This is a genomic window from Pseudomonas sp. 09C 129, assembly GCF_002843625.1.
Classification (GTDB): domain Bacteria; phylum Pseudomonadota; class Gammaproteobacteria; order Pseudomonadales; family Pseudomonadaceae; genus Aquipseudomonas; species Aquipseudomonas chlororaphis.
In genome coordinates this window covers 531,487-554,134 of the sequence record NZ_CP025261.1, presented here as the reverse complement: position 1 = coordinate 554,134, position 22,648 = coordinate 531,487, and the positions used below count along the sequence as shown (strand labels likewise).

The 22,648-nt window shown below is 62.2% G+C and carries 21 protein-coding genes; 8 read left to right on the top strand and 13 right to left on the bottom strand.

The genetic code is table 11. From position 1 onward, the window contains the following. Nucleotides 1-63: 63 nt before the first annotated feature. From gltP to CXQ81_RS02675, 4 genes are all read right to left on the bottom strand, one after another. Nucleotides 64-1,395, bottom strand: coding sequence for a glutamate/aspartate:proton symporter GltP (gene gltP, locus CXQ81_RS02690; protein ID WP_007924276.1), 1,332 nt, complete (start codon nucleotides 1,393-1,395; stop codon nucleotides 64-66). Between the two features lie 739 nt (nucleotides 1,396-2,134). After that, nucleotides 2,135-2,599 carry an inhibitor of vertebrate lysozyme family protein gene (locus tag CXQ81_RS02685; protein ID WP_007924277.1) on the bottom strand — a complete coding sequence of 155 codons (465 nt, stop codon included), beginning with the start codon at nucleotides 2,597-2,599 and terminating at the stop codon, nucleotides 2,135-2,137. A 2-nt stretch (nucleotides 2,600-2,601) separates the two neighbouring features. Next, nucleotides 2,602-2,766, bottom strand: a complete 165-nt coding sequence (locus CXQ81_RS02680) for a DUF1328 domain-containing protein (RefSeq protein ID WP_003177151.1) — start codon at nucleotides 2,764-2,766, stop codon at nucleotides 2,602-2,604. Nucleotides 2,767-2,837: 71 nt separating this feature from the next. After that, nucleotides 2,838-3,125, bottom strand: a complete 288-nt coding sequence (locus CXQ81_RS02675) for a hypothetical protein (RefSeq protein WP_009041537.1) — start codon at nucleotides 3,123-3,125, stop codon at nucleotides 2,838-2,840. A 449-nt stretch (nucleotides 3,126-3,574) separates the two neighbouring features. Between CXQ81_RS02675 and algB the strand changes: the two genes are divergently transcribed. Beyond that, nucleotides 3,575-4,921 (top strand): sigma-54-dependent response regulator transcription factor AlgB, encoded by a 1,347-nt coding sequence (algB, locus tag CXQ81_RS02670; RefSeq protein ID WP_007924280.1) that lies wholly within the window; start codon nucleotides 3,575-3,577, stop codon nucleotides 4,919-4,921. A gap of 10 nt (nucleotides 4,922-4,931) precedes the next feature. Next, nucleotides 4,932-6,719: a KinB sensor domain-containing domain gene (locus tag CXQ81_RS02665; protein WP_007924282.1), complete on the top strand. Its 1,788-nt coding sequence runs from the start codon at nucleotides 4,932-4,934 to the stop codon at nucleotides 6,717-6,719. Between the two features lie 3 nt (nucleotides 6,720-6,722). On the opposite strand, the gene CXQ81_RS02660 is transcribed toward CXQ81_RS02665, so the two are convergent. The 7 genes from CXQ81_RS02660 to CXQ81_RS02630 form a co-directional block, all read right to left on the bottom strand. Continuing rightward, nucleotides 6,723-8,345, bottom strand: coding sequence for an EAL domain-containing protein (locus tag CXQ81_RS02660; protein WP_007924284.1), 1,623 nt, complete (start codon nucleotides 8,343-8,345; stop codon nucleotides 6,723-6,725). Nucleotides 8,346-8,417: 72 nt separating this feature from the next. Continuing rightward, entirely contained in the window at nucleotides 8,418-9,197 is a 780-nt protein-coding gene (locus tag CXQ81_RS02655) for an N-acetylmuramoyl-L-alanine amidase (RefSeq protein WP_007924286.1), read from the bottom strand. A 105-nt stretch (nucleotides 9,198-9,302) separates the two neighbouring features. Continuing rightward, nucleotides 9,303-11,447 (bottom strand): GGDEF domain-containing protein, encoded by a 2,145-nt coding sequence (locus tag CXQ81_RS02650; RefSeq protein ID WP_101336399.1) that lies wholly within the window; start codon nucleotides 11,445-11,447, stop codon nucleotides 9,303-9,305. Further along, on the bottom strand, nucleotides 11,444-12,322 hold the full coding sequence (locus tag CXQ81_RS02645; protein ID WP_101336398.1) for an endonuclease/exonuclease/phosphatase family protein: 879 nt from the start codon (nucleotides 12,320-12,322) through the stop codon (nucleotides 11,444-11,446). The genes CXQ81_RS02650 and CXQ81_RS02645 overlap by 4 nt, the downstream gene beginning before the upstream one ends. A gap of 13 nt (nucleotides 12,323-12,335) precedes the next feature. Next, nucleotides 12,336-12,965 carry a thiol:disulfide interchange protein DsbA/DsbL gene (locus tag CXQ81_RS02640; protein ID WP_009041530.1) on the bottom strand — a complete coding sequence of 210 codons (630 nt, stop codon included), beginning with the start codon at nucleotides 12,963-12,965 and terminating at the stop codon, nucleotides 12,336-12,338. 195 nt (nucleotides 12,966-13,160) lie between these two features. After that, nucleotides 13,161-13,766 (bottom strand): cytochrome c, encoded by a 606-nt coding sequence (locus CXQ81_RS02635; RefSeq protein ID WP_009041529.1) that lies wholly within the window; start codon nucleotides 13,764-13,766, stop codon nucleotides 13,161-13,163. Nucleotides 13,767-13,811: 45 nt separating this feature from the next. After that, nucleotides 13,812-14,102, bottom strand: coding sequence for a cytochrome c5 family protein (locus CXQ81_RS02630; protein ID WP_009041528.1), 291 nt, complete (start codon nucleotides 14,100-14,102; stop codon nucleotides 13,812-13,814). Between the two features lie 191 nt (nucleotides 14,103-14,293). Here CXQ81_RS02630 and yihA point away from each other — a divergent pair, with 191 nt between their 5' ends. Further along, nucleotides 14,294-14,935, top strand: coding sequence for a ribosome biogenesis GTP-binding protein YihA/YsxC (gene yihA, locus CXQ81_RS02625; RefSeq protein ID WP_007924293.1), 642 nt, complete (start codon nucleotides 14,294-14,296; stop codon nucleotides 14,933-14,935). A 423-nt stretch (nucleotides 14,936-15,358) separates the two neighbouring features. On the opposite strand, the gene polA is transcribed toward yihA, so the two are convergent. Then, nucleotides 15,359-18,157: a DNA polymerase I gene (polA, locus tag CXQ81_RS02620; RefSeq protein WP_101336397.1), complete on the bottom strand. Its 2,799-nt coding sequence runs from the start codon at nucleotides 18,155-18,157 to the stop codon at nucleotides 15,359-15,361. Between the two features lie 74 nt (nucleotides 18,158-18,231). Between polA and CXQ81_RS02615 the strand changes: the two genes are divergently transcribed. Further along, a complete protein-coding gene (locus CXQ81_RS02615) occupies nucleotides 18,232-18,519 on the top strand; it encodes a DUF2782 domain-containing protein (RefSeq protein WP_007924295.1) in 288 nt (95 codons plus the stop codon). Between the two features lie 62 nt (nucleotides 18,520-18,581). After that, on the top strand, nucleotides 18,582-19,532 hold the full coding sequence (locus CXQ81_RS02610; RefSeq protein ID WP_101336396.1) for a homoserine kinase: 951 nt from the start codon (nucleotides 18,582-18,584) through the stop codon (nucleotides 19,530-19,532). A gap of 73 nt (nucleotides 19,533-19,605) precedes the next feature. On the opposite strand, the gene CXQ81_RS02605 is transcribed toward CXQ81_RS02610, so the two are convergent. Beyond that, entirely contained in the window at nucleotides 19,606-20,535 is a 930-nt protein-coding gene (locus CXQ81_RS02605) for a zinc ABC transporter substrate-binding protein (RefSeq protein ID WP_101336395.1), read from the bottom strand. 57 nt (nucleotides 20,536-20,592) lie between these two features. On the opposite strand from CXQ81_RS02605, the gene zur reads away from it, so the two are divergent. The 3 genes from zur to znuB are packed head-to-tail and all read left to right on the top strand — an operon-like array spanning nucleotide 20,593 to nucleotide 22,641. Beyond that, entirely contained in the window at nucleotides 20,593-21,075 is a 483-nt protein-coding gene (zur, locus tag CXQ81_RS02600) for a zinc uptake transcriptional repressor Zur (protein WP_007924301.1), read from the top strand. After that, the gene (gene znuC, locus CXQ81_RS02595) at nucleotides 21,075-21,860 is read left to right on the top strand and encodes a zinc ABC transporter ATP-binding protein ZnuC (protein WP_007924302.1); all 786 of its coding nucleotides are present in this window, start codon (nucleotides 21,075-21,077) and stop codon (nucleotides 21,858-21,860) included. The genes zur and znuC overlap by 1 nt, the downstream gene beginning before the upstream one ends. Further along, nucleotides 21,853-22,641 (top strand): zinc ABC transporter permease subunit ZnuB, encoded by a 789-nt coding sequence (gene znuB, locus CXQ81_RS02590; protein ID WP_007924303.1) that lies wholly within the window; start codon nucleotides 21,853-21,855, stop codon nucleotides 22,639-22,641. The genes znuC and znuB overlap by 8 nt, the downstream gene beginning before the upstream one ends. Nucleotides 22,642-22,648: the final 7 nt, after the last annotated feature.

Genomic DNA, 22,648 nt, shown 5'->3' with positions numbered 1-22,648 from the left:
GTGCGGACAGAAACGACAAACCCCGGATTGACCGGGGTTTGTCGATGATGACGGCTACAGCTGTCAGCCTTTGGTGACTTCACCGGCCGGCAGCGGCTCCTTGCTGCGCCAGTGCGGCAGGGAATTCCAGTAGCGCTGGCCCTTGGCGTCGTCGTACATGCCTTCCCAACGCGCGATGACCAGGACCGCCAGGGCGTTGCCGATCACGTTCAGCGCGGTACGGGCCATGTCCATGATGCGGTCGACACCGGCGATGAAGGCCAGGCCTTCCAGCGGAATGCCCACGCTGCCCAGGGTCGCCAGCAGCACCACGAAGGACACGCCCGGCACGCCGGCGATGCCTTTGGAGGTGACCATCAGGGTCAGGACCAGCAGCAGTTGCTGGCTGATCGACAGGTCGATGCCGTACAGCTGGGCGATGAAGATCGCCGCGATGCTCTGGTACAGGGTCGAACCGTCGAGGTTGAACGAGTAACCGGTCGGTACCACGAAGCTGCAGATGGCTTTCGGCGCACCGTAGGCTTCCATCTTCTCGATCACCCGCGGCAGCACGGTTTCCGAACTGGCGGTGGAGTAGGCCAGCACCAGCTCATCCTTGAAGATGCGCATCAGCTTGATCACCGAGAAGCCGAACAGGCGAGCGATCAGGCCCAGAACCACGAAGGCGAAGAAGGCGATGGCCACATAAACCAGGATCACCAGCTTGGCCAGCGGCAGCAGGGAGGCGAAACCGAAGTTGGCCACGGTCACCGCGATCAGGGCGAATACGCCGATCGGGGCGTAGTTCATGATCATGTGGGTGACTTTGAACATGCTTTCCGAGACGCCCTGGAACATCTTCACCAGCGGCTCGCGCAGGTCGGCCTGCAGGCTCGACAGACCGAGGCCGAACAGCACCGAGAAGAAGATGATCGGCAGCATCTCGCCGCGGGCCATGGCCGCGAAGATGTTCGATGGGATCAGGTTGAGGATGGTTTCGATGAACGCGTGTTCATGCTGTACCTCGGCGGCGGTCGCCTGGTACTTGGAAATATCCACGGTACCCAGGGTGCTCATGTCGATGCCGGCGCCCGGGTGGAACACGTTGGCCAGCACCAGGCCGACCAGGATCGCGATGGTGGTGACGATTTCGAAGTAGATGATGGTCTTCAGGCCGATACGCCCGAGTTTCTTCGCGTCGCCCACGCCGGCGATACCGACGATCAGCGAGGAGATCACGATCGGGATCACGATCATCTTGATCAAGCGGATAAAGATATCGCCCGCAGGTTGCAGGACGTTGCTGATCCACCAGGCTTTTTCGGCACTGAAATGGTTGAGCAGCGCACCAATTGCAATCCCCAGCACCAGACCGATGAGGATCTGCCAGGCGAGGCTTAGTTTTGCCTTCTTCATATCATTACCCTTACTTCAGTTGGACTCGGGCTAATGCGCGAACTGGAACGCTCAATGGCGGAAAAGTCTGTGCATCGGCCCCCGTATAAGGTCACCCCGAGCGAGCATTTACGGCTCTCTGCAGGCGAAAAAAGGCGCAACTATTCCGACGCAAGGGGGGCGCGTCTAATGCCGTAAACGCCTACCCTATGCCGAATCGGCATGAGTTTTTCTAAACGAAACGGGCGTCCCAACCGGTTCGAAGACGACATTTCGGCCCGACCATCTGCCGTGAAACGGCCATTTCAGGCGGTATTCAGCGTTTTTGAGTGGGTTCGAAATGACCTTCGAAAGAAGGGAAAGTTCTTACGTTAGAACCAGAAATCTCATCTGGAAAAAGCCAAAAGTTTCTCGATGTACGGTCGCAAGGAAACACCGTGAAACGGTTAGACCAGGCAACTCGGAATATTTGTCGCGAACCCCTGCCTGAAAAAGCAGGCCACCGCTCTGCCACAAAGGTTTGTGGCATTCAAACACGACGCAAGTCGTCAAGCCTGAGCGGCTGGCGAACTTGCGCCGCAGTTTTTCCTGACCCGGCCCTCGCGGAGGCACTCCCTGTACCCCTAGGTCACTCCGATCCGGTTGCGATCAGAACGTCCCGGCCCCCTGGTCATGCGCGGCCCCTCCTCGGGGCGGTGCAACAGAAAGCAAGGCTCGGATGGGCGCTTGCTTTCCATGGTCGAACCTTCGAACAGTCAACTCAGTACCAGTTCGGGTCCTTTTTCAGCTGTTCCTTGAGCAAGCCCTGCATGCCAGCGTCCGGCTTGCCGAGAAAGCGGTATTCGGCATGGCGGGTCGGCGACTTGTCCGCGGGCAGGCCCGCCGGCACTTCGACCAACATGGCGTAGGCGTCTTTCTTGTCGAAACTGAACGCCACGATCAGGCGCTGGTTGCGACAGGTATCGCGGGTTTCGCAAAGCGGACCGACCAGGTACTTGTCGCCGTCTTCTTCCACCGCATTCATCTGCTGCGCGTCACCGGACAGGTTCATCACCCATTCCGGCAGGCGTTCTTCCTTTTCGACGACTTCCTGCCAGGTTTCACGGTATTGCGGGTCACTGTTCAACAACTCGTTGACCCGGGTCTGACCGTCGTTGGCCGCCATCGCCGTGGCCGCGCCGCCCAGCAACAGGGCGGCGGCCAATGTTTTCAAAGAAACGCTCATGTTCAACCTCGACCACGACGGCCAAAGAAGAAGGAAGCGATGAACATCACCAGGAAAACGACAAAGAGAATCTTGGCGATACCCGTGGCGGTGCCCGCGATACCACCAAAGCCCAGTACCGCGGCGATGATGGCAATGATCAGGAATGTGATTGCCCAGCTCAACATGGTCATTCTCCTTACGCTTCTATTTAGAGGTACTGCCTAGCCGGCCCGCCGTTGCGCACCGACTGTCCTGCCTAGAACACCCAGCGCTCCTGATAAGCCGTGTCGGTGGCAGGCTGAGCCTGGTCGACGTCCATCAGAAGCATCGGGGCGGAATCGGCAAACCGAGTGCTGACTGCACTGAAGTGGGTTTGAGTGGGATGAGAAACCGGCAACCTCACAGCTTCTTGCTGCTGGCTTTGCTCCCAACGTGAAAACTGCTGACCGCCAATCAAGGTCACCAGCAATGCCAGGCTGGCGAACAATCCCTGCTGCAGATGCAGGGACGAAACAGACAATGGGGCGAGACGTTGGCGTTTCATCCGGAAGCTCCTCCCATGGGGGTCATTGTTCTCAACGCTTGTTGCTGTGCCTGCGGCTTGTTCAACCGAGCCTGATCAGGTTGTTGCAGCCTGCATGCCAGCTTTCACGATTAGAACAAACTCAATAAAAACAACGACTTGCATTCATATTGAGAGGTTTGCCATACGCCATCCTGCACGATGCCGCCCTGGATACCGTGCGAATTGCACGATCGGCCCGGTACTTGAGGAAAAAAGCGCAGTTGAAAATGCATGGAGTACAGTGGCGAAATCGGGAAAGGACTGCGGGCAAGACCTGAAATCAATAAAAAACCTATTGTTTTCAATCTATTAGCAATAGACCCCGGAGATAACTAATCTGCACGCTTGGAAATCGATCAGAATTAACCATGCAACTTGCCCGATTTTTCCGGGACTAAATAAGATCACTCACTTCAGGAGCCTCGGACATGGAATCAGCACCGGAAAATCAAGGCCGCATTCTTCTGGTAGATGATGAGTCCGCGATCCTTCGTACCTTCCGTTACTGCCTGGAAGACGAGGGCTACACCGTCGCCACGGCCAATAGCGCCGCTCAGGCCGATGCCTTGCTGCAACGCCAGGTGTTCGACCTGTGTTTCCTCGACCTGCGCCTGGGCGAGGACAACGGCCTGGACGTACTGGCCCAGATGCGCATCCAGGCCCCCTGGATGCGGGTGGTCATCGTCACCGCCCATTCGGCCGTCGATACCGCGGTGGACGCCATCCAGGCCGGTGCCGCCGACTATCTGGTCAAGCCCTGCAGCCCCGATCAACTGCGCCTGGCGACCGCCAAGCAGCTGGAAGTCCGCCAGCTCTCGGCACGCCTGGAGGCCCTCGAAGGCGAAGTGCGCAAACCCAAGGACGGCCTGGACTCGCACAGTCCGGCGATGAAAGTGGTGCTGGAAACCGCCCGCCAGGTCGCCGGTACCGACGCCAACATCCTGATCCTCGGCGAGTCCGGCACCGGCAAGGGCGAGCTGGCCCGGGCCATTCATGGCTGGAGCAAGCGCGCCAGGAAATCCTGCGTCACCATCAACTGCCCGTCGCTGAACGCCGAGCTGATGGAGAGCGAGCTGTTCGGTCACAGCCGCGGGGCCTTTACCGGCGCCAGCGAAAGCACCCTTGGCCGGGTCAACCAGGCTGACGGCGGCACGCTGTTCCTCGACGAGATCGGCGACTTCCCGCTGACCCTGCAACCCAAGTTGCTGCGGTTCATCCAGGACAAGGAATACGAGCGGGTCGGCGACCCGGTGACCCGCCGCGCCGACGTGCGCATCCTCGCCGCGACCAACCTCAACCTCGAGGACATGGTGCGCGACGGACGCTTCCGTGAAGACCTGCTGTACCGTCTGAACGTGATCACCCTGCACCTGCCGCCGCTGCGCGAACGCAGCGAAGACATCCTGACCCTGGCCGACCGTTTCCTGGCGCGCTTCGTCAAGGAATACGCCCGTCCCGCCCGTGGCTTCAGCGACGAGGCCCGCGAAGCGCTGCTCAACTACCGCTGGCCGGGCAATATCCGCGAGCTGCGCAACGTGGTGGAACGCGCCAGCATCATCTGTCCCCAGGAAAAGGTAGAGATCAGCCACCTGGGCATGGCCGAGCAACCGACCAACAACACCCCGCGCATCGGCGCTGCCTTGAGCCTGGACGAGCTGGAGAAAGCCCATATCGGCGCCGTGCTGGCCACCAGCGATACCCTCGACCAGGCCGCCAAGACGCTCGGCATCGACGCCTCGACGCTGTACCGCAAACGCAAACAGTACAACCTGTGAGCCGCCCCTCATGAAGTTAGCGATGAAACTGCGCACGAGACTGTTTCTGAGCATCTCGGCGCTGATCACCGTGGCGCTGCTCGGCCTGCTGCTCGGGCTGGTCAGCGTGATGCAGATGGCCAAGACCCAGGAAGCGCTGATCCGCAACAACTTCATTACCCTGGACCTGGGGCTCAAGCTGCGACAGACCCTGGGCGACCAACTGCTCATCATGCTCAACCACAACCCTGACCGGACGGCGCTGGACGACTCCAGGCAGGAATACCTGGCCCTGCTCGAGCAGGGCATCGAGCATGAACGGCAAAACAATGTGCGTAACGGCTTCACCCAGGCACGCGACGACTACCAGCGTTTCTTCGAAGCCTTCGAGCGCGCCGACGGGAGCTCGGCAGGGGTCAATGGCAATACCGAACTGACCCACCGCTTCAATACCCTGCGCAATGGCTTGATCGGCGAGCACAAGCAGGCCCTGGACAACATCAATGACATCGAACACCAGGCCCGCAATCGCGCCTTGCTGATCGCCGGCCTGCTCGGTTTGGTCGGGCTGGCCGTGCTGATCATCGGCTTCATCACCGCCCACGGCATCGCCCGGCGCTTTGGCGGCCCCATCGAAGCGCTGGCCAAGGCCGCCGACAATATCGGCCAGGGCAACTTCGACGTGACCCTGCCCCTGTCTTCGGCTGCCGAGATGAACTTGCTGACCCGGCGCTTCGGAATCATGGCCCAAGCCCTGCGCGAGCATCAGGCCACCAATGTCGACGAACTGCTTGCCGGCCAGCAGCGCCTGCAATCGGTGCTCGACAGCATCGACGACGGTTTGCTGATGATCGACCGCCAGGGTCACCTGGAACACCTCAACCCGGTAGCCCAACGTCAGCTGGGCTGGGACGAGGAACGCCTCGGACAAGGGCTGGGCAGTGCCCTGCAGCGACCGGAACTGGACGAGCAGCTGCAACTGGTATTGCGCGGCGGCACCCTGGAACGGGCGCCGGAAGACCTCAGCGTCGAGGTCGATGGCGAATCGCGCCTGCTGACGTACAGCCTGACCCCGGTCAGCCATCCCCAGGGGCATATCCTCGGCGCGGTGATGGTGCTGCACGACGTCACCGAGCAGCGAGCCTTCGAGCGTGTGCGCAGCGAGTTCGTATTGCGTGCCTCCCATGAATTGCGCACCCCGGTCACCGGCATGCACATGGCGTTCGGCCTGTTGCAGGAACGCCTGCGCTTCCCTGAGGAGTCCCGCGAAGCCGACCTGCTGAACACCGTCAACGAAGAAATGCAGCGCCTGATGCAACTGATCAACGACCTGCTGAACTTCTCGCGTTATCAAAACGGCCTGCAGAAACTCACCCTGGCGCCTTGCACCCTGGAAGAGCTGCTGGAGCAGGCGCGCAACCGCTTCATCGGCGCAGCCACAGCGCAGGACATCGAGCTGCGGGTGGAGCTCCAGGCGCCGTTGCCGCGGCTGCACGCCGACCGCATGCAACTGGAGCGGGTGCTGGACAACCTGATCGACAATGCCCTGCGGCATACCGCCAAGGGTGGCTTGATCCGCTTGCAGGCCCGTAGGCATGGCGAGCGGGTCATCATCAGCGTCGAAGACAACGGCGAAGGCATCGCCTACGGGCAACAGGGGCGGATTTTCGAACCCTTCGTCCAGGTCGGACGCAAGAAAGGCGGGGCCGGCCTGGGCCTGGCGCTGTGCAAGGAAATCGTGCAACTGCACGGCGGGCGCATGGGCGTCTATTCACGGCCCGGACAGGGAACCCAGTTCTATCTGGCCTTGCCCCTCTAGGGGCTAGGCCCCGTCATCCAGGCGCCGCGGCCCCAGGCGGCGCCCGCGGGTAATCAGGTCGATGAACTGCACCGCGCTCAGCGCATGGGCGAACAGCCAGCCCTGGCCAAAACGCACGCCCTCGCTGCTCAGCAGCAACGCCTGATCCTCGAACTCGATGCCCTCGGCAATCACCTTGAGCTGCAGGGCATGGGCCATGCGAATGATGTGCGGGGCGACGCCGCTGCTGGCGGCGTCATGCCCCAGGGCATCGATGAATGCCTTGTCGATCTTCAGGTAATCCACCGGCAGGGTCTGCAGGTACGCCAGGCTGCAATAACCCGTGCCGAAATCGTCGATCAGCACCTGATGGCCAACGTCCCGCAAGGCTTGCAGGTTATGCCGGGCGACCACCACATCGATCAGCCCGCGCTCGGTGACTTCGAAGGCGATCTGCCGCGCCGCCACCCGATGCAGCGCCAACAGGCGCGCCATCACTTTGCCGATCCGCGGCACCATGACATCGCAGGCCGCCAGGTTGACCGAGATGTACAGCTGCGGGTTGGCCCGCAACAGATGCCCCAATTGTTCGAGCAGGCGTTGCAGGACAAAATCGGTGATCGGGCGGATCTGCCCGGTATTCTCCGCCATGGGAATGAACAGGTCCGGGCTGGTCAGGGTGCCGTCCGGACGGCGCCAGCGCAGCAGGGCCTCGGCGCCGACACACTGGCGCGTGCGCAGATCGAAGATGGGTTGATACAGCACCTGCAGCTCACCGCGGCGCAGCGCCCCCTGCAATTCGGCGCCCAGGGATTGGCGCTGCCCGGCCAGCTGAAAGGCCAGGCCACCGATGAAGACCGCCAGCACCAGGCTGCTGGGCAGCAGCCACCACCACCCCTCGAAGATTTCTCGGCGCATGTTGGTGCGGGGGGTGACGAGCACCATCTGATACTCCGGATTGCTGGTGGGCATCCGGTAGATCAATTGGTCCTGGGTCACCAGCAACGGGCTGCGTCCCGTGGGCGGCCACGGTTCGGTCGGCGGCCACTCCAGCGCCGGCCCCAGCACCGGGATGGCCCGCGAGCCATGGTCGAGAACCACCATCAGGCTGCTGTTGGCAGGCAGGTCGACCATATCGGTCAGGTGCCCGCGAGACGTCGCCACGCGGAAGTTACCGCGCCCGAGCATCAGCGCCGCGCGGTTTTCATTGGGTTCGGTAGAAGTGTTCAGCCAGTAGCTGTAGGTCGGGCCGCGGATATCCGGCGGTCGCATCACGGCCAGGTTGTCCTGGAGCGGCCAGTTGGTGCAGGCCTGGGCTGAATCGATATAGGCCGCTTCATAAATGAAGCGGTAACTGAAGCTGATCTGCTGCAGGGTCACGACCATCTCGGGGCTGCATCCGCGCAGGGGCTGCGCCTCGAGTACGTCCAGGCCTTCACGCAACTGACCGAACAGTTGCTCCAGGCGTTCGAGAAAACGTTGGCCCTGGGCATTCATCTGCTCGCTTTCGCGCAGTTGCGCCTCGTGCATCGCAATGCCCAGGCTCGCCGCCAGCAGCAGGGCCGCACTCAACACAGCCGCACACATCGCCAACAGCCAGGGGCGATAGAACCAACTGCGTAGGGGTTCGCGAGCGGCCGGCATCATTGGATATCCGAGGGTTACCAATGAGTTATAGCTACTGATTGAGAAAAAACCCTGACCGTCGGGCGGGCGTCATTATTTTGTCTGGTTGAGCACCTGCAGGATCGCAGCGCTTTCTGCATCCGGCTGGCCGTCGAAACGCGACGGCCGGTAATGCATCTGGAACGCGGCCAGCACGTGACGGGTCGCCACATCCAGTTCGCCGGTCTGCGGCGTCTCATAACCCAGACGCGCCAGGCCTTGCTGGAACCAGGCGATGCTCGGCAACTGCGCGGCAAAGAACGCCTGCTGGCGCGCCACCGCCTGGGCGTTCGGCCACCGGCCCAACCCGGCTTCGGCCAGACGCTTCCAGGGGAACAGCGGGCCCGGGTCGAGCTTGCGCAGGGGAGCGATATCACTGTGGCCAATGATGTGCTGCGGCGCGATGTTGTTGCGCTTGCTGATGTCCTTGAGCAGCACGATCAGGCTCTGGACCTGCGCTTCGCTGTAGGGATACCAGACACGCCCGGTGGGCAGGTCGCGAAAGCCCGGGTTGACGATCTCGATCCCGATGGAGCTGGAGTTCAGCCAGGTACGGCCTTGCCACTGGCTCTCGCCGGCGTGCCAGGCGCGGTATTGCTCGTCCACCAGTTTGTAGATGGTCGCCGCCTTGTCGTCGCCGATCAGGTAGTGGCTGCTGACCTGGCCATGGGTCAGCAGTTGCAGGGAGCGCTCCATCGAGGCCGAGGTGTAATGCACCACCACGAATTGCACCCGCTCATCGAAGTTGACCGAAGGGTGGCTGGTATCGAAACGCGGACCGCTGGCGCAACCGGCCAGCAATAGAAGGGACAAAGCGAGGACAAGAACTTTCATGGCAGAAGGCAGTACGCTGGAGAAAATAATGCAACAGTGTAACGTACTGCCTTGGCAGAAAACCGGCGAACACACCGGTTTATACAAAATGGAACAAATTATGCGTCAGCCCAGTTCCACCCGGTTGCGCCCCGCCTCCTTGGCCCGATAGAGCGCCTGATCGGCTCTCTTGAGCACCAGGTCGCTGCGTTCTCCCGGTTTGAACGCACTCATACCGATGGACATGGTGATGGTCACCCGCTCGCCCTTGAAGTGAAACGGACAGGCTTCGATGGCCGCCCGCAAGGTTTCCGCCAGGCGCGCCCCGACCGGCCAGGTGGTATCGGGTATCAGCAGGACGAACTCTTCACCGCCGAAACGGGCGATGAAATCATTGCCGCGCAGGCGCTTGCGCAGCACGCCGGCGATGATCTTCAGCACCTTGTCGCCGGCCAGGTGACCGTAGTTGTCGTTGATCCGCTTGAAGTGGTCGAGGTCGAGCATCGCCAGCAACAAGGTGTTGCCGTGCTGCTGCCACTGCGCCACTTCATGCTCCAGACGCTCGCTCCAGGCCGCTCGATTGGGCAGGCCGGTGAGGGGATCGATCAGCGCTTTCTGCCGCTGCTCTTCCAGGTGCTCGCGGTAGCCCTGGGCTTCCTGCTCCATGCTCGACACCCGCTCGGCCAGGCTTTGCAGGCGCGCAGCCACTTCCTTTTCGCGTTCGTCACGCTGCTTCTGGTGATGGTCCATGGTGCCAAGCAGGCCTTCCAGATGGCTTTCCAGCACCTGCTTGAGATCGTCCAGATCCGCCGCTTCCTGAACGCTGCTTTGCAGGCCATCGACCTGCTCGCGAATCTGCGTGTCCATCTCCCGCGCCGCCGAACTGCTGTCGGCATGGCCCTCGCTGGCGGCCTGCAGGTTGCTCTGGAAGGATTCCAAGCGCTCGTTGAGTCGCTTGAGATACGCCTCGAACTCATGCTGGCCGCTGTCGGTGATCGCCAGCATCAATACTGCCAGATCGTCGAGGATCGGCAGCAATTCGTACCAGTTCAACCCATGTTGCAAGCGATCGCGCATGGACTCGGCTTGCGGCCGATGACGTTCTGGCAAGCTCAGGTCATCCAGAAGGCCGAGCAGGGTATGTTCGATGTGCTTGGCCACCGAACTGTAGGAGGGCTCCGGCGTGTCGGGCAGGGCATACAGCACATCCTGCTCGGCCTGCTGCGGGTCGATCGCCGCCAGCGCCTCGGCCATGGCCGCCGGCAACGGCAAGCGATCGAGCAGCACAGGCGCCGGGGCCGCCTCGGCGGGTGCGGCAACGATCAATTCATCCGGGTTGGAAAGAGCAACCGCAGCGTCGACAGTCGAAGGCTGCACGGCCGGCGGCACTTCAATGGGTTCAGGCGCGGCTGGCGACGGCGATTCCTGTGAATCCAGCATCGGCGGGGCCGGCTCGACGGCGATGGGTTTCTCCGACTCCAGCACCGGCGGTACAAAGGCTTCGACCTGGGCAGCCGTGGTTATCTCGGGCAGTGCTTGCGGTTGTGGCTCGGGCGGCTGGCTGACAGCAGCGAGCTCCTCGACCACAGGCGCAGGGGCTTCGGACGGCCGTGCGGGCGCGACTTCGACACGAGACGGTGGCGTTTCAACCGCAGCGCTTTCAGCCGTTGCCAGTGGCTGTACCGCAACCGGGCTCGCCACCACCGCAGGCATTTCGGCCGCGGACAGGACAGGCGCTTCGTCAGCGTCACGGCCACCAAACAGACGCTGCAGCAAACCTGGGCGGGGCGGCTCCGCGGGGTTCTCCAGCTGGCTCAGCGCCTTGCCTTGCAGGCCGCTCAGCTCACCCAGCAACAGTGGAATTTCCCGGGCTTGGCCGACACGACCATCCAGTTGCTTGGCGAAGTTTTTCAGCGGACGACTCACCTCGCGAGGCAACGGCAGCTTCTGCAACTGGCTGACCAGCGAGGTCAGGGCCGTGCTCATTTGCTCGATGCGGGTCTCGCGGCGCTGCTCGGAGTCCAGCACGGCTTTTTCCAGGCGCGGCAACAGGGCCGCCAAGGCCGCGTCCATATCGTCGGTGCGCACCACCTCGCGCATTTCCTTCATGCACTGATCGACAGCGCGATCAGTACCTTCGGCCGCCAGCGTGCTGCGCACCAGGCCACGGCGAAGCAGGTCGAGGCGGGCATTCCAGCGTCGCTCGAGTTTTTCCTGTTGTTCGATACTTTTGAGGTACTTCTCTTTCCAGCGCTGGGCGTCGTCGCTCATTCATGGGTTCCGCGAGGGGCAGGACTCAGCGCGGGCAATGCATCGGCCGTGAGCGAACCCGGCAGACGAATCTCTACCGCGACCGGCAGGTGATCGGAAATCGGTTGGGCCAGGACTTCGACCCGCTCCAGCGTCAGGCTGGGGCTGAGCAAAATATGATCAAGACAGCGTTGCGGGCGCCAGCTGGGGAACGTCGCTTCCAATTGCGGCGCCAGCAGACCGAGGTCGCGCAACGGCGAATGCTCCAGCAGATCGCTGGCATGGGTATTCATGTCGCCCATCAGCACCTGATGCTTGTAGCCGCCGATCATCTCGCGGATATAGGCCAGTTGCCGGGTACGCGTGCGGGCGCCCAGGGCCAGGTGCATCATCACCACCACCAACGCCTCGGAACCATCGCCGAAGCGCACGAGGATCGCACCACGCCCCTTGGGGCCGGGCAGCGGATGATCTTCGATCGCCCAGGGACGCAGGCGGCTGAGCACGCCATTGCTGTGCTGGGCCAGGCGGCCAAGGTTGCGATTGAGCTGTTGGTACCAGTAGGGGAAGGCGCCGAGTTGGGCCAGGTGCTCGACCTGATTGACGTAGCCCGAGCGCAGACTGCCGCCATCGGCTTCCTGCAGGGCGACCAGATCGAAGTCGCCCAGCAGATCGCCGATCTTTTGCAGGTTGTCGGCGCGCCCGTTGTGCGGCAGCAGGTGCTGCCAGCCACGGGTCAGGTAATGCCGATAACGTTCGGTACTGATACCGACCTGGATATTAAAACTGAGCAGCCGCAGACGGCTGTCTGCCGGCAGGCCGGAGGACGCCACATGGTGCTCGTTGACCCGCGGATCATGCAGGCCAACGATGCGTTCCGTACCCCAACGTCGCATGGCAGGGACTCGCTTACTTGGCCGCCCGCTCTTTGGCGATCAGCTGGTCGGCGACGCTCAGGGCACCTTCAGGGCCACCGGCGGTGCCCAGGTCGAAGCGGTACTTGCCGTTGACGACCATGGTCGGTACGCCAGAGATCTGATAGGCCTGGGCCTTCTTCTTCGCGTCCTCGACCTTGCCTTTGACGGCGAACGAGTTGTAGGTGCTCAGGAATTTGTCCTTGTCGACGCCTTCGCCAGCCAGGAACTCGGCCATTTCCTCTGGGGATGCGAGTTTCTTGCCGCCATGGATGGCTTCGAATACCGCTTTGTGGACCTTGTGCTCGACACCCATGGCTTCCAGGGTGATGAACAGTTGACCGTGAACGTTCCAGATACCGCCGAACATGGCAGGGATGCGCACGAAGTTGACGTCGGCCGGCAGTTTTTCAGCCCATGGGTTGATGGTCGGCTCGAAGGCGTAGCAGTGCGGACAGCCATACCAGAACAGCTCGACCACTTCGATCTTGCCAGGCACCGCAACCGGAACGGCGCTGCTCAGCTCTACATATTGTTTACCGGCTTCAAGGGGCTCGGCGGCTTGAGCAGTCATGCCAAACAGGCTGGCGGTGACGAGAGCGGCGCTGAGAATCAGATTACGCATGCTTTACTCCTGAACAAGTAAGGTCGCCTCACGCGGCCTGTTCGCAGACAGGTCATGGCAGGGCTTGAGTTCGCTAGTGTAGCGGCAGACGCCATAAAAAAGGGCGGCCTGAGCCACCCTTTATGCTTTCATCGACAGATTAATCGATCATTAACGTTGCGCAAGATAGACCCTTTCGCAACATGATCGCCGGCCTCAGTGCAGGCCCTGGATGTAGCTGGATACCGCTTCGATGTCCTTGTTGCTCAGCTTGGCGGCGATGCTGCGCATGATCATGGTGTCGCCGTCGTTGGTGCGGTTGCCTTCGCGGAAGTCGGTCAACTGCTTGGCTACGTACTGAGCATGCTGGCCACCCAGGTGCGGGAAGCCGGCAGCGGCGTTACCCGTGCCATTTGGCGAGTGGCAACCGGTGCAGGAAGGCATGCCTTGATCCAGCTTGCCGCCACGGAACAACTCTTCACCGCGAGCCACGACTTTCGGGTCTGCCGCGCCGACGCTGCCTTTCTGGCTGGCGAAGTAGGCGGAGAGGTCGGCCAGGTCCTGATCGCTCAGGTTGGTCAGCAGGCCGGTCATTTCCAACACCTGGCGCTTGCCGGACTTGATGTCGTGCAACTGCTTGTTCAGGTAACGCTCACCCTGACCCGCCAGCTTTGGAAAGTTAGGCGCCATGCTGTTCCCATCCGGACCATGGCAAGCACCACATACAGCGGCTTTCGCCTGACCGGCAGCAGCGTCGCCTGCAGCATGGGCGACACCTGTGATGCCCAAGGTCAACAGCAGACTCACGAGTAATTTGTTCATCAGCTAATCCAACTACGGCTAAGGGTTAAGAGTTATGGACCGGGATCACTCGCTCATCCAAAGGATGATGGCTCGGTAATCCTCGGCACTGCAGTCCATGCACAAACCACGCGGCGGCATCGCCTTGAAACCCTGGGTCACGTGTTGCACCAGCGTCTCCATACCTTGCGCCAGCCTCGGCGCCCAAGCTCCCTGGTCCCCCTTGCGGGGAGCCGTTGGTAGTTGGCCGGAATGACAAGCCCCACAAACACGGTTGTACACAGCTTCCGGATCCTGTGTAGCCTGAGCGCTGTAAAGCGGTATCAGGACGCCGGCAGCCAGCAGCCATTTCGTCATAAAACGACCTTTTCAGGGTTGAGAGCGTGCTGCGTTCTAATGCGCAATCAAGGTCTATCGCTCTCGTGAACTTCATCCTACGCTGGGACAAAGCGCACACAAAATCTGCGGCATTATATACTGGCGCTACTGAAACGGAAACGACACCGCTCGCCGCGTCCATTCTCGGCACCGCCCCTATCGGAAATCCCATGCAACTCAAAAATCCCATTCTTGGTCTGTGCCAACAGTCCACTTTCATGCTCAGCGCCGCCAAAGTCGATCAATGCCCCGACGACGAAGGCTTCGAAGTGGCCTTCGCCGGGCGTTCCAACGCTGGCAAATCCAGCGCCCTGAATACCCTGACCCATGCCAGCCTGGCACGCACCTCGAAAACTCCGGGCCGTACGCAGCTGTTGAACTTCTTCAAGCTAGACGACGATCGCCGTCTGGTCGACCTGCCGGGTTACGGTTACGCGAAAGTACCGATCCCGCTCAAGCAACACTGGCAGCGTCACCTGGAAGCCTACCTGGGCAGCCGCGAGAGTCTGAAAGGGTTGATTCTGATGATGGACATCCGCCATCCGATGACCGACTTCGACCTGCTGATGCTCGACTGGGCCGTCGCCAGCGGCATGCCGATGCACATCCTGCTGACCAAGGCCGACAAACTGACCTACGGCGCGGCCAAGAACACCCTGCTCAAGGTGCAGTCGCAAATCCGTAAGGGCTGGGGCGATAACGTCACCATCCAACTGTTTTCGGCACCAAAACGCATGGGCCTGGAAGAGGCCTACACTGTACTGGCGGGCTGGATGGAACTGGCGGACAAAGGCGCCGAAACCGAGGCCTGAAAGACATACGCAAAACTGCCTGTGGTGTGATCAGGCAAGGCAAAAACTGGCGGAAACGGCTGGGGTCGCATTCGACTTTAGGGGCCTAAATGAGCATTTCCCGCCAGTTTTTAACGCAGCATGATCGCGCCACAGGCAGTTTTTGGGCAAAAAAAACCCCGGACTTCGTATGGGGAGGGGAAGTTCGGGGTCCAAGTTCCGGACCGCTAGGGCGGGGTCCAGATATCTGCCAACACTTAACACAACATAGGAGCATCGAAGGGCTTCACCAGCCATTCAGTTACTCTGAGTGGGCTTTCACTGATTAAGTTCCGGGAGGTTTCAAAAACTATTGGCAATAGTCGATGAAATTTTCCGCACTAATAGCTCTTCGCTAGCCTTCGCCGCGGCACTATGCCGCGGCCAAAGTACTGCCTTCTCGCCTCAGTGCGCCTCATCCCAGTTACTGCCCACCCCGACTTCGACCAGCAGCGGCACATCCAGGGTCGCGGCATTGCTCATGTAGCCGCGAATCTCCTCGCTCACCTTGTCCACCAGGTCTTCGCGCACTTCCAGCACCAGTTCGTCGTGCACTTGCAGGATGACCTTGGCATCCAGGCCTGAGGCCGTCAGCCAGTTGTCTACCGCCACCATGGCCTTCTTGATGATGTCGGCCGCCGTGCCCTGCATCGGTGCGTTGATCGCCGTACGTTCGGCGCCGGCGCGTTCCTGCGGCTTGTTGGAGTTGATCTCCGGAAGGTACAGGCGGCGGCCGAACAGGGTTTCCACATAACCCTGTTCCGCGGCCTGGGCGCGGGTGCGGTCCATGTATTCGCGCACGCCGGGGTAGCGGGCGAAGTAGGTGTCGATATAGGCCTTGGCAGTCTTGGTATCGACGCCGATGTCCTTGCCGAGCTTCTGCGCGCCCATGCCATAGATCAGGCCGAAGTTGATCGCCTTGGCGCTGCGGCGCTGATCGGAACTGACGTCCTTGAGTTCGACCTTGAACACTTCGGCCGCGGTGGCCGTGTGCACGTCGAGGTTATTGCGGAAGGCATTCATCAGCCCTTCGTCGCGGGACAGGTGCGCCATGATCCGCAGTTCGATCTGCGAATAGTCCGCCGCCAGCAGCTTGTAGCCAGGCGGCGCGATGAAGGCCTGGCGGATGCGCCGGCCTTCGGCGGTACGCACCGGGATGTTCTGCAGGTTCGGATCGCTGGAAGACAAACGCCCGGTAGACGCGACTGCCTGGTGATAGGAGGTGTGGATTCGCCCGGTACGCGGGTTGATCTGCTCCGGCAGGCGGTCGGTGTAGGTGCTCTTGAGCTTGCTCATGGAGCGGTACTGCATCAGCACCTTGGGCAGCGGGTAGTCGTCCTCGGCCAACTTGGCCAGCACTTCTTCAGCGGTGGACGGCTGGCCTTTGGCAGTCTTCTTCAGCACCGGCAGGCCGAGCTTGTCGTAGAGGATGACTCCCAGTTGCTTGGGCGAACCCAGGTTGAATTCTTCACCGGCGATCTCGAAGGCTTCACGCTCCAGCGCCACCATCTTGTCGCCCAGTTCGATGCTCTGCACGCCCAGCAGGTCGGCGTCCACCAAGGCACCCTGGCGCTCGATCCGCGCCAGCACCGGCACCACGGGCATTTCAATATCGCTGAGCACGCTGGCCAGGCTCGGGATCGCGGCCAGTTTTTCATGCAAGACCTGATGCAGACGCAGGGTCACATCGGCGTCTTCCGCCGCATAAGGTCCGGCCTGCTCAAGAGCAATCTGGTCGAAGGTCAGCTGCTTGGCGCCCTTACCGGCGATGTCCTGGAAACTCACGGTGGTATGGCCCAGGTATTTCTCCGCCAGGCTGTCCATGTCATGCCGGGTGGCGGTGGAGTTGAGCACGTAGGACTCGAGCATGGTGTCGAAGGCGACCCCGCGCACCGTGATGCCGTTGGCCTGATCGCCGCCGATGGCGCAGTTGGCCAGGATGTTCATGTCGAACTTGGCGTGCTGGCCGACCTTGAGCTTGTTCGGGTCTTCGAGAATCGGCTTAAGGGCGCGCAGGACGGTGTCGCGATCCAACTGCTCCGGCGCGCCGATATAAGAGTGGGTCAGCGGAATATAAGCCGCTTCGTTGGCCTGCACGGCGAAGGACAACCCCACGAGCTGCGCCTGCTGGGCATCGATACCGGTGGTTTCGGTATCGAAGGCGAACAGCTTGGCGTTCTTCAGCTTTTCCAGCCAGACATCGAAACGCGCCTGATCGAGGATGGTTTCGTACTGAGCTTCGACAACCACCGGCACTTCGATCTCGGCCTGAGTCAACAAGTCGGCCACCGGCTCAGAGGCGGCGACACTCAGCTCCAGGCGCTTGGCATCGCGCTGCAGCTCGTCGAGCCAGCTCTTGAACTCCAGCAGGCTGTACAGCTCGACCAGTTTGTCGCGGTCCGGTTCGCCCAGGTGCAGGTCGTCCAGGCCGACATCCAGCGGCACATCGACCTTGATCGTTGCCAGCTGATAGGAGAGGAAAGCCATCTCTTTGTGCTCTTCGAGCTTGGCCGGCAGGGTCTTGGCCCCGCGAATCGGCAGGCTCGGGACGATATCGAGCTGTGCATACAGCTCGTTCAGGCCACCGTTCACCCCCACCAGCAGGCCGGAAGCAGTCTTCGGGCCGATGCCCGGCACACCCGGGATGTTGTCGGAGGAGTCGCCCATCAGCGCCAGGTAGTCGATGATCTGCTCGGGAGCGACGCCGAATTTCTCCTTCACGCCCTCCACGTCCATGCTGCTACCGGACATGGTGTTGACCAGCGTAATGTGCCCGTCCACCAGTTGCGCCATGTCCTTGTCGCCGGTGGAGATCACCACCGGCCGGTCGGCCGCCGCGCTGCTGCGGGCCAGGGTGCCGATCACGTCGTCCGCCTCGACGCCCTCGACGCACAGCAGCGGAAAGCCCAGGGCGATCACGCTGGCGTGCAGCGGTTCGATCTGCACCCGCATGTCGTCGGGCATGCTCGGGCGATTGGCCTTGTACTCGGCGTACATGTCATCGCGGAAGGTCCCGCCCTTGGCGTCGAACACCACGGCGAACGGGCTGTCCGGGTACTGCTTGCGCAGACTCTTGAGCATGTTCAGCACGCCCTTGACCGCACCGGTCGGCATGCCTTTGGAAGTGGTCAGCGGGGGCAGCGCGTGGAAGGCGCGGTACAGGTAGGACGAACCGTCCACCAGGACGAGGGGGGCTTGGCTCATGAGCAGGATCAACCTTTTCGGCGGGTCCGGCGCTAGAATAGCGGGACCGTTGACGACAAAGGGACAAGGTTATCATGCGCACACTAAATCGCTTGCTGCTGGCCAGCCTGATTGCAATCGCGCCGATGGCCGTGATTGCGGCGGAGGATGCGCCATCGGCGGATCCGGAAGTAACCATTCGCACGGAAGGCGACAAGACCATCCAGGAGTACCGCCAGAACGGTTTCCTGTACGCCATCAAGGTCACACCGAAGGTCGGCAAACCCTACTTTCTGGTGCGCGCCGACGGTTCCGATGGCAACTTCATTCGTTCTGACCAGCCGGATATGCTGATTCCGGCGTGGAAAATTTTCGAGTGGTAAACCACTCCTAACTTCAACCGGCGCTGGCTCGACAGCGGCGCCCGTACTGGCAGTTTTTAACCATGTCTGTGTTCACTCCCCTGGCTCGGCCCGAGCTGGAAACCTTTCTCGCCCCTTACGGGCTCGGCCGCCTGCTTGACTTCCAGGGGATTGCCGCTGGTAGCGAAAACACCAACTTCTTCATCAGCCTGGAACAGGGCGAGTTCGTCCTGACCCTGGTCGAGCGCGGCCCGGTCCAGGAAATGCCGTTCTTCATCGAACTGCTGGACGTGCTGCACGACGCCGACCTGCCGGTGCCTTACGCCCTGCGCACCACCGACGGCGTGGCCCTGCGCGAGCTTGCCGGCAAGCCGGCGCTGCTGCAGCCGCGCCTAGCCGGCAAGCACATCAAGCAAGCCAATGCCCAGCATTGCGCGCAGGTCGGCGAGCTGCTGGCTCATCTGCACCTGGCGACCAGGGACAACATGATCAAGCGCAAGACCGATCGTGGCCTGGACTGGATGCAGGAAGAAGGCTCGCAGATGCTGTCCCATCTCGACCCGCAGGCGCGGGACCTGCTGCAGCGGGCCCTGGATGAAATCGACGAGCAGAAGGTGAAGATCCTCGCGCTGCCTCGGGCCAATATCCACGCCGACCTGTTCCGCGACAACGCGATGTTCGAAGGCACGCACCTGACCGGGCTGATCGACTTCTACAACGCCTGCTCCGGGCCGATGCTGTATGACGTGGCGATTGCCCTGAACGACTGGTGTTCCGACGCCGACGGCCTGCTCGACGGCTCGCGTGCCCGGGCCCTGCTGGGCGCCTACGCGGCCCTGCGCCCGTTCACCACCGCCGAGGCCGAACTGTGGCCAACCCTGTTGCGGGTGGCCTGCGTGCGCTTCTGGCTGTCACGCCTGATCGCCGCCGAGTCCTTCGCCGGACAGGACGTGCTGATTCACGACCCGATGGAGTTCCAGCTGCGCCTGGCCCAGCGCCAGCAGGTCAGCACGCCATTGCCATTCGCCATCTGAAAGCATCGCGGGCAAGCCCGCCCCTACGGTCTCTTGTAGGAGCGCGGCTTGCCCGCAATAGCGCCAGCAGTCTTTACAGCGATTCCAGGCAGCCTGCCAGATCGTTGCCCAGCTTCTCCAGCACCTGCTCGTACCCCTGCGCGGTCGCCGGGGTGTAGCCGCCCAGCGCATCGAGTTCCGCCAGCTTCACCGGCAAACCCGCCACCAGGGTTTCGGCCAGGCGCGGGCGCAATGGCGGCTCGCTGAACACACAGGTCTTGCCGACCTGCTGCAAGCGCGCGCGCATTGCCGCTACGTGCTGCGCGCCCGGCTGCACTTCGGCCGCCACGCTGAACACGCCCGCATGCTTGAGCCCATAAGCGTCTTCGAAGTAATCGAAGGCTTCATGGAAGACGAAATAAGGCTTGCCGGAGATCGGGGCCAGTCGAGCTTTCAAACGGGCATCCAGGGCATCCAGGCGTGCGTCGAAAGCCTTGGCGTTGCTCTGGTAACGCACGGCGTTGGCCGGGTCCGCGGCGCTCAGGTCGGCCGCCATGCGGTCGGCGATGACCCGCGCGTTGACCGGCGACAGCCACAAGTGCGCATCGAGGCTGCCCGGACGATGATCGTGATCATGTTCGTCGGCTTCTTCAGCGTGCGAGTGGTTATCTTCGGCGAAATGACGGAGTTTCAGACCTGGCAGATCCTGCACCGCCAGCGCTGGCAGCGTGCGGCCCTTGAGGACCCGCGGCAAGAAGCTCTCCATGTCCGGGCCGATCCAGTACAGCAAATCCACCGACTGCACCTTGCGCACGTCGGAAGGACGCAGCGCATAGTTGTGCGGCGATGCCCCCGGCGGCAGCAGGACCTCGGGCACGGCGATGCCGTCCTGGACGGCGGCGGCGATCAATTGCAGGGGTTTGATGCTGGTCAGGACCCGGACTTCGGCCTGGGCCGAGCTGATCACGAACAAACTGGCGGTAAAAGCGACAAAAAGGGCAAAAAGTCGGGACACAATGACCACTCGAAGAGGCGAGAACGGGTAACATAATAACGTCTCTCACCATTATCGTCGCCGCTCATGCCTAAAACCCCCCTTGCCAGTCGCCCCCACGACCACTCTCACTGCGTACACAGCGCACTGTCCGAGGCCGATGCCCTGTGCGCCCGCCAAGGCCTGCGCCTGACCGCCCTGCGTCGGCGGGTGCTGGAGCTGGTCTGGCAAAGCCACAAGCCGCTGGGTGCCTACGACATCCTCGCCGTGCTCAGCGAACAGGACGGTCGCCGCGCCGCGCCGCCAACCGTGTACCGCGCCCTGGATTTCCTCCTGGAAAACGGCTTGGTACACCGCATCGCCTCGCTCAACGCCTTCGTCGGCTGCAATCACCCGGAACACGCGCACCAAGGCCAGTTCCTGATCTGCCGCGTCTGCCACGCCGCCATCGAGCTTGAACAGAAATCCATCAGCGACGCGATCATCAGCAGCGCGCGCGATGTCGGCTTCGTCGTCGAAGGCCAGACCGTCGAAGTGGTCGGCCTCTGCTCGGGTTGCCAGGGGGCTTGATGAGCAATGCCTTGATCCGCCTCGATCAGGTTGCGGTGACCTTTGCCGGGCAGACCGTGCTGGACAACATCCAGCTCAGTGTCGAGCCTGGGCAGATCGTCACCCTGATCGGTCCCAACGGCGCCGGCAAGACCACCCTGGTGCGCGCCGTGCTCGGCCTGCTCAAGCCCGACAGCGGCAGCGTCTGGCGCAAGCCGAAGCTGCGGGTCGGCTATATGCCGCAGAAGCTGCACGTCGACCCGACATTGCCGCTGTCGGTGCTGCGCTTCCTGCGCCTGGTGCCGGGCGTGGACCGCGCGACAGCCCTGGCAGCGTTGAACGAGGTCGGTGCCGAACAGGTGATCGATAGCCCGGTGCAGAGCATTTCCGGCGGCGAGATGCAGCGCGTGCTGCTGGCCCGCGCCCTGCTGCGCGAACCGGAATTGCTGGTACTGGACGAGCCGGTACAAGGCGTGGATGTCGCCGGCCAGGCCGAGCTGTACAGCCTGATCACCCGTTTGCGCGACCGCCACGGTTGCGGCGTGCTGATGGTCTCCCACGACCTGCACCTGGTGATGAGCACCACCGACCAGGTGGTCTGCCTCAATCGCCACGTGTGCTGCTCCGGCCACCCGGAGCAGGTCAGCGGCGACCCGGCCTTCGTCGAGCTGTTCGGCCAGAACGCGCCAAGCCTGGCGATCTATCACCACCATCACGACCACGCCCACGACCTGCACGGTTCGGTGGTCACCGGGGCCGCGGCCGGCCACGTTCATGTTCACGGAGATAGCTGCAAGCATGGCTGATTTTCTGTTGTACGCCCTGCTCGCAGGCCTGGCGCTGGCGCTGGTGGCAGGCCCCCTCGGATCGTTCGTGGTCTGGCGGCGCATGGCCTATTTCGGCGACACCCTGTCCCATGCCGCTTTGCTCGGCGTGGCCCTGGGCTTTCTGCTGGATGTCAGCCCGGCGGTGGCGGTGACCGTCGGCTGCCTGTTGCTGGCGGTGCTGCTGGTCACCCTGCAACAGCGCCAGCCGCTGGCTTCCGATACGTTGCTGGGGATTCTCGCTCCCAGCACCCTCTCCCTCGGGCTGGTGGTACTAAGCTTCATGCATGACGTGCGGATCGACCTGATGGCCTATCTGTTCGGCGATCTGCTGGCGATCAGCCCCGGCGACCTGGCGTGGATTCTTGGCGGCAGCGCCGCGGTCCTGCTGCTATTGGTAGCCCTGTGGCGGCCGTTGCTGGCGATCACCGTGCACGAGGAGCTGGCCAGGGTCGAAGGCTTGCCGGTGGCGTCGCTGCGCCTGGCACTGATGCTGTTGATCGCGGTGGTGATCGCGGTGGCGATGAAGATAGTCGGGGTGCTGCTGATCACTTCGCTGCTGATCATCCCGGCGGCTGCGGCCCAACGTCACGCCCGCTCCCCGGAGCAGATGGCGCTGGGCGCGAGCCTGCTGGGCATACTCGCGGTCTGTGGCGGGCTGGCGTTGTCGTGGTTCAAGGACACCCCTGCGGGGCCGTCGATCGTGGTCACGGCGGCCGCATTGTTTCTGCTGAGTTTTGTCCTGCCCCGTCGAGGGGTGTAGACTTGCT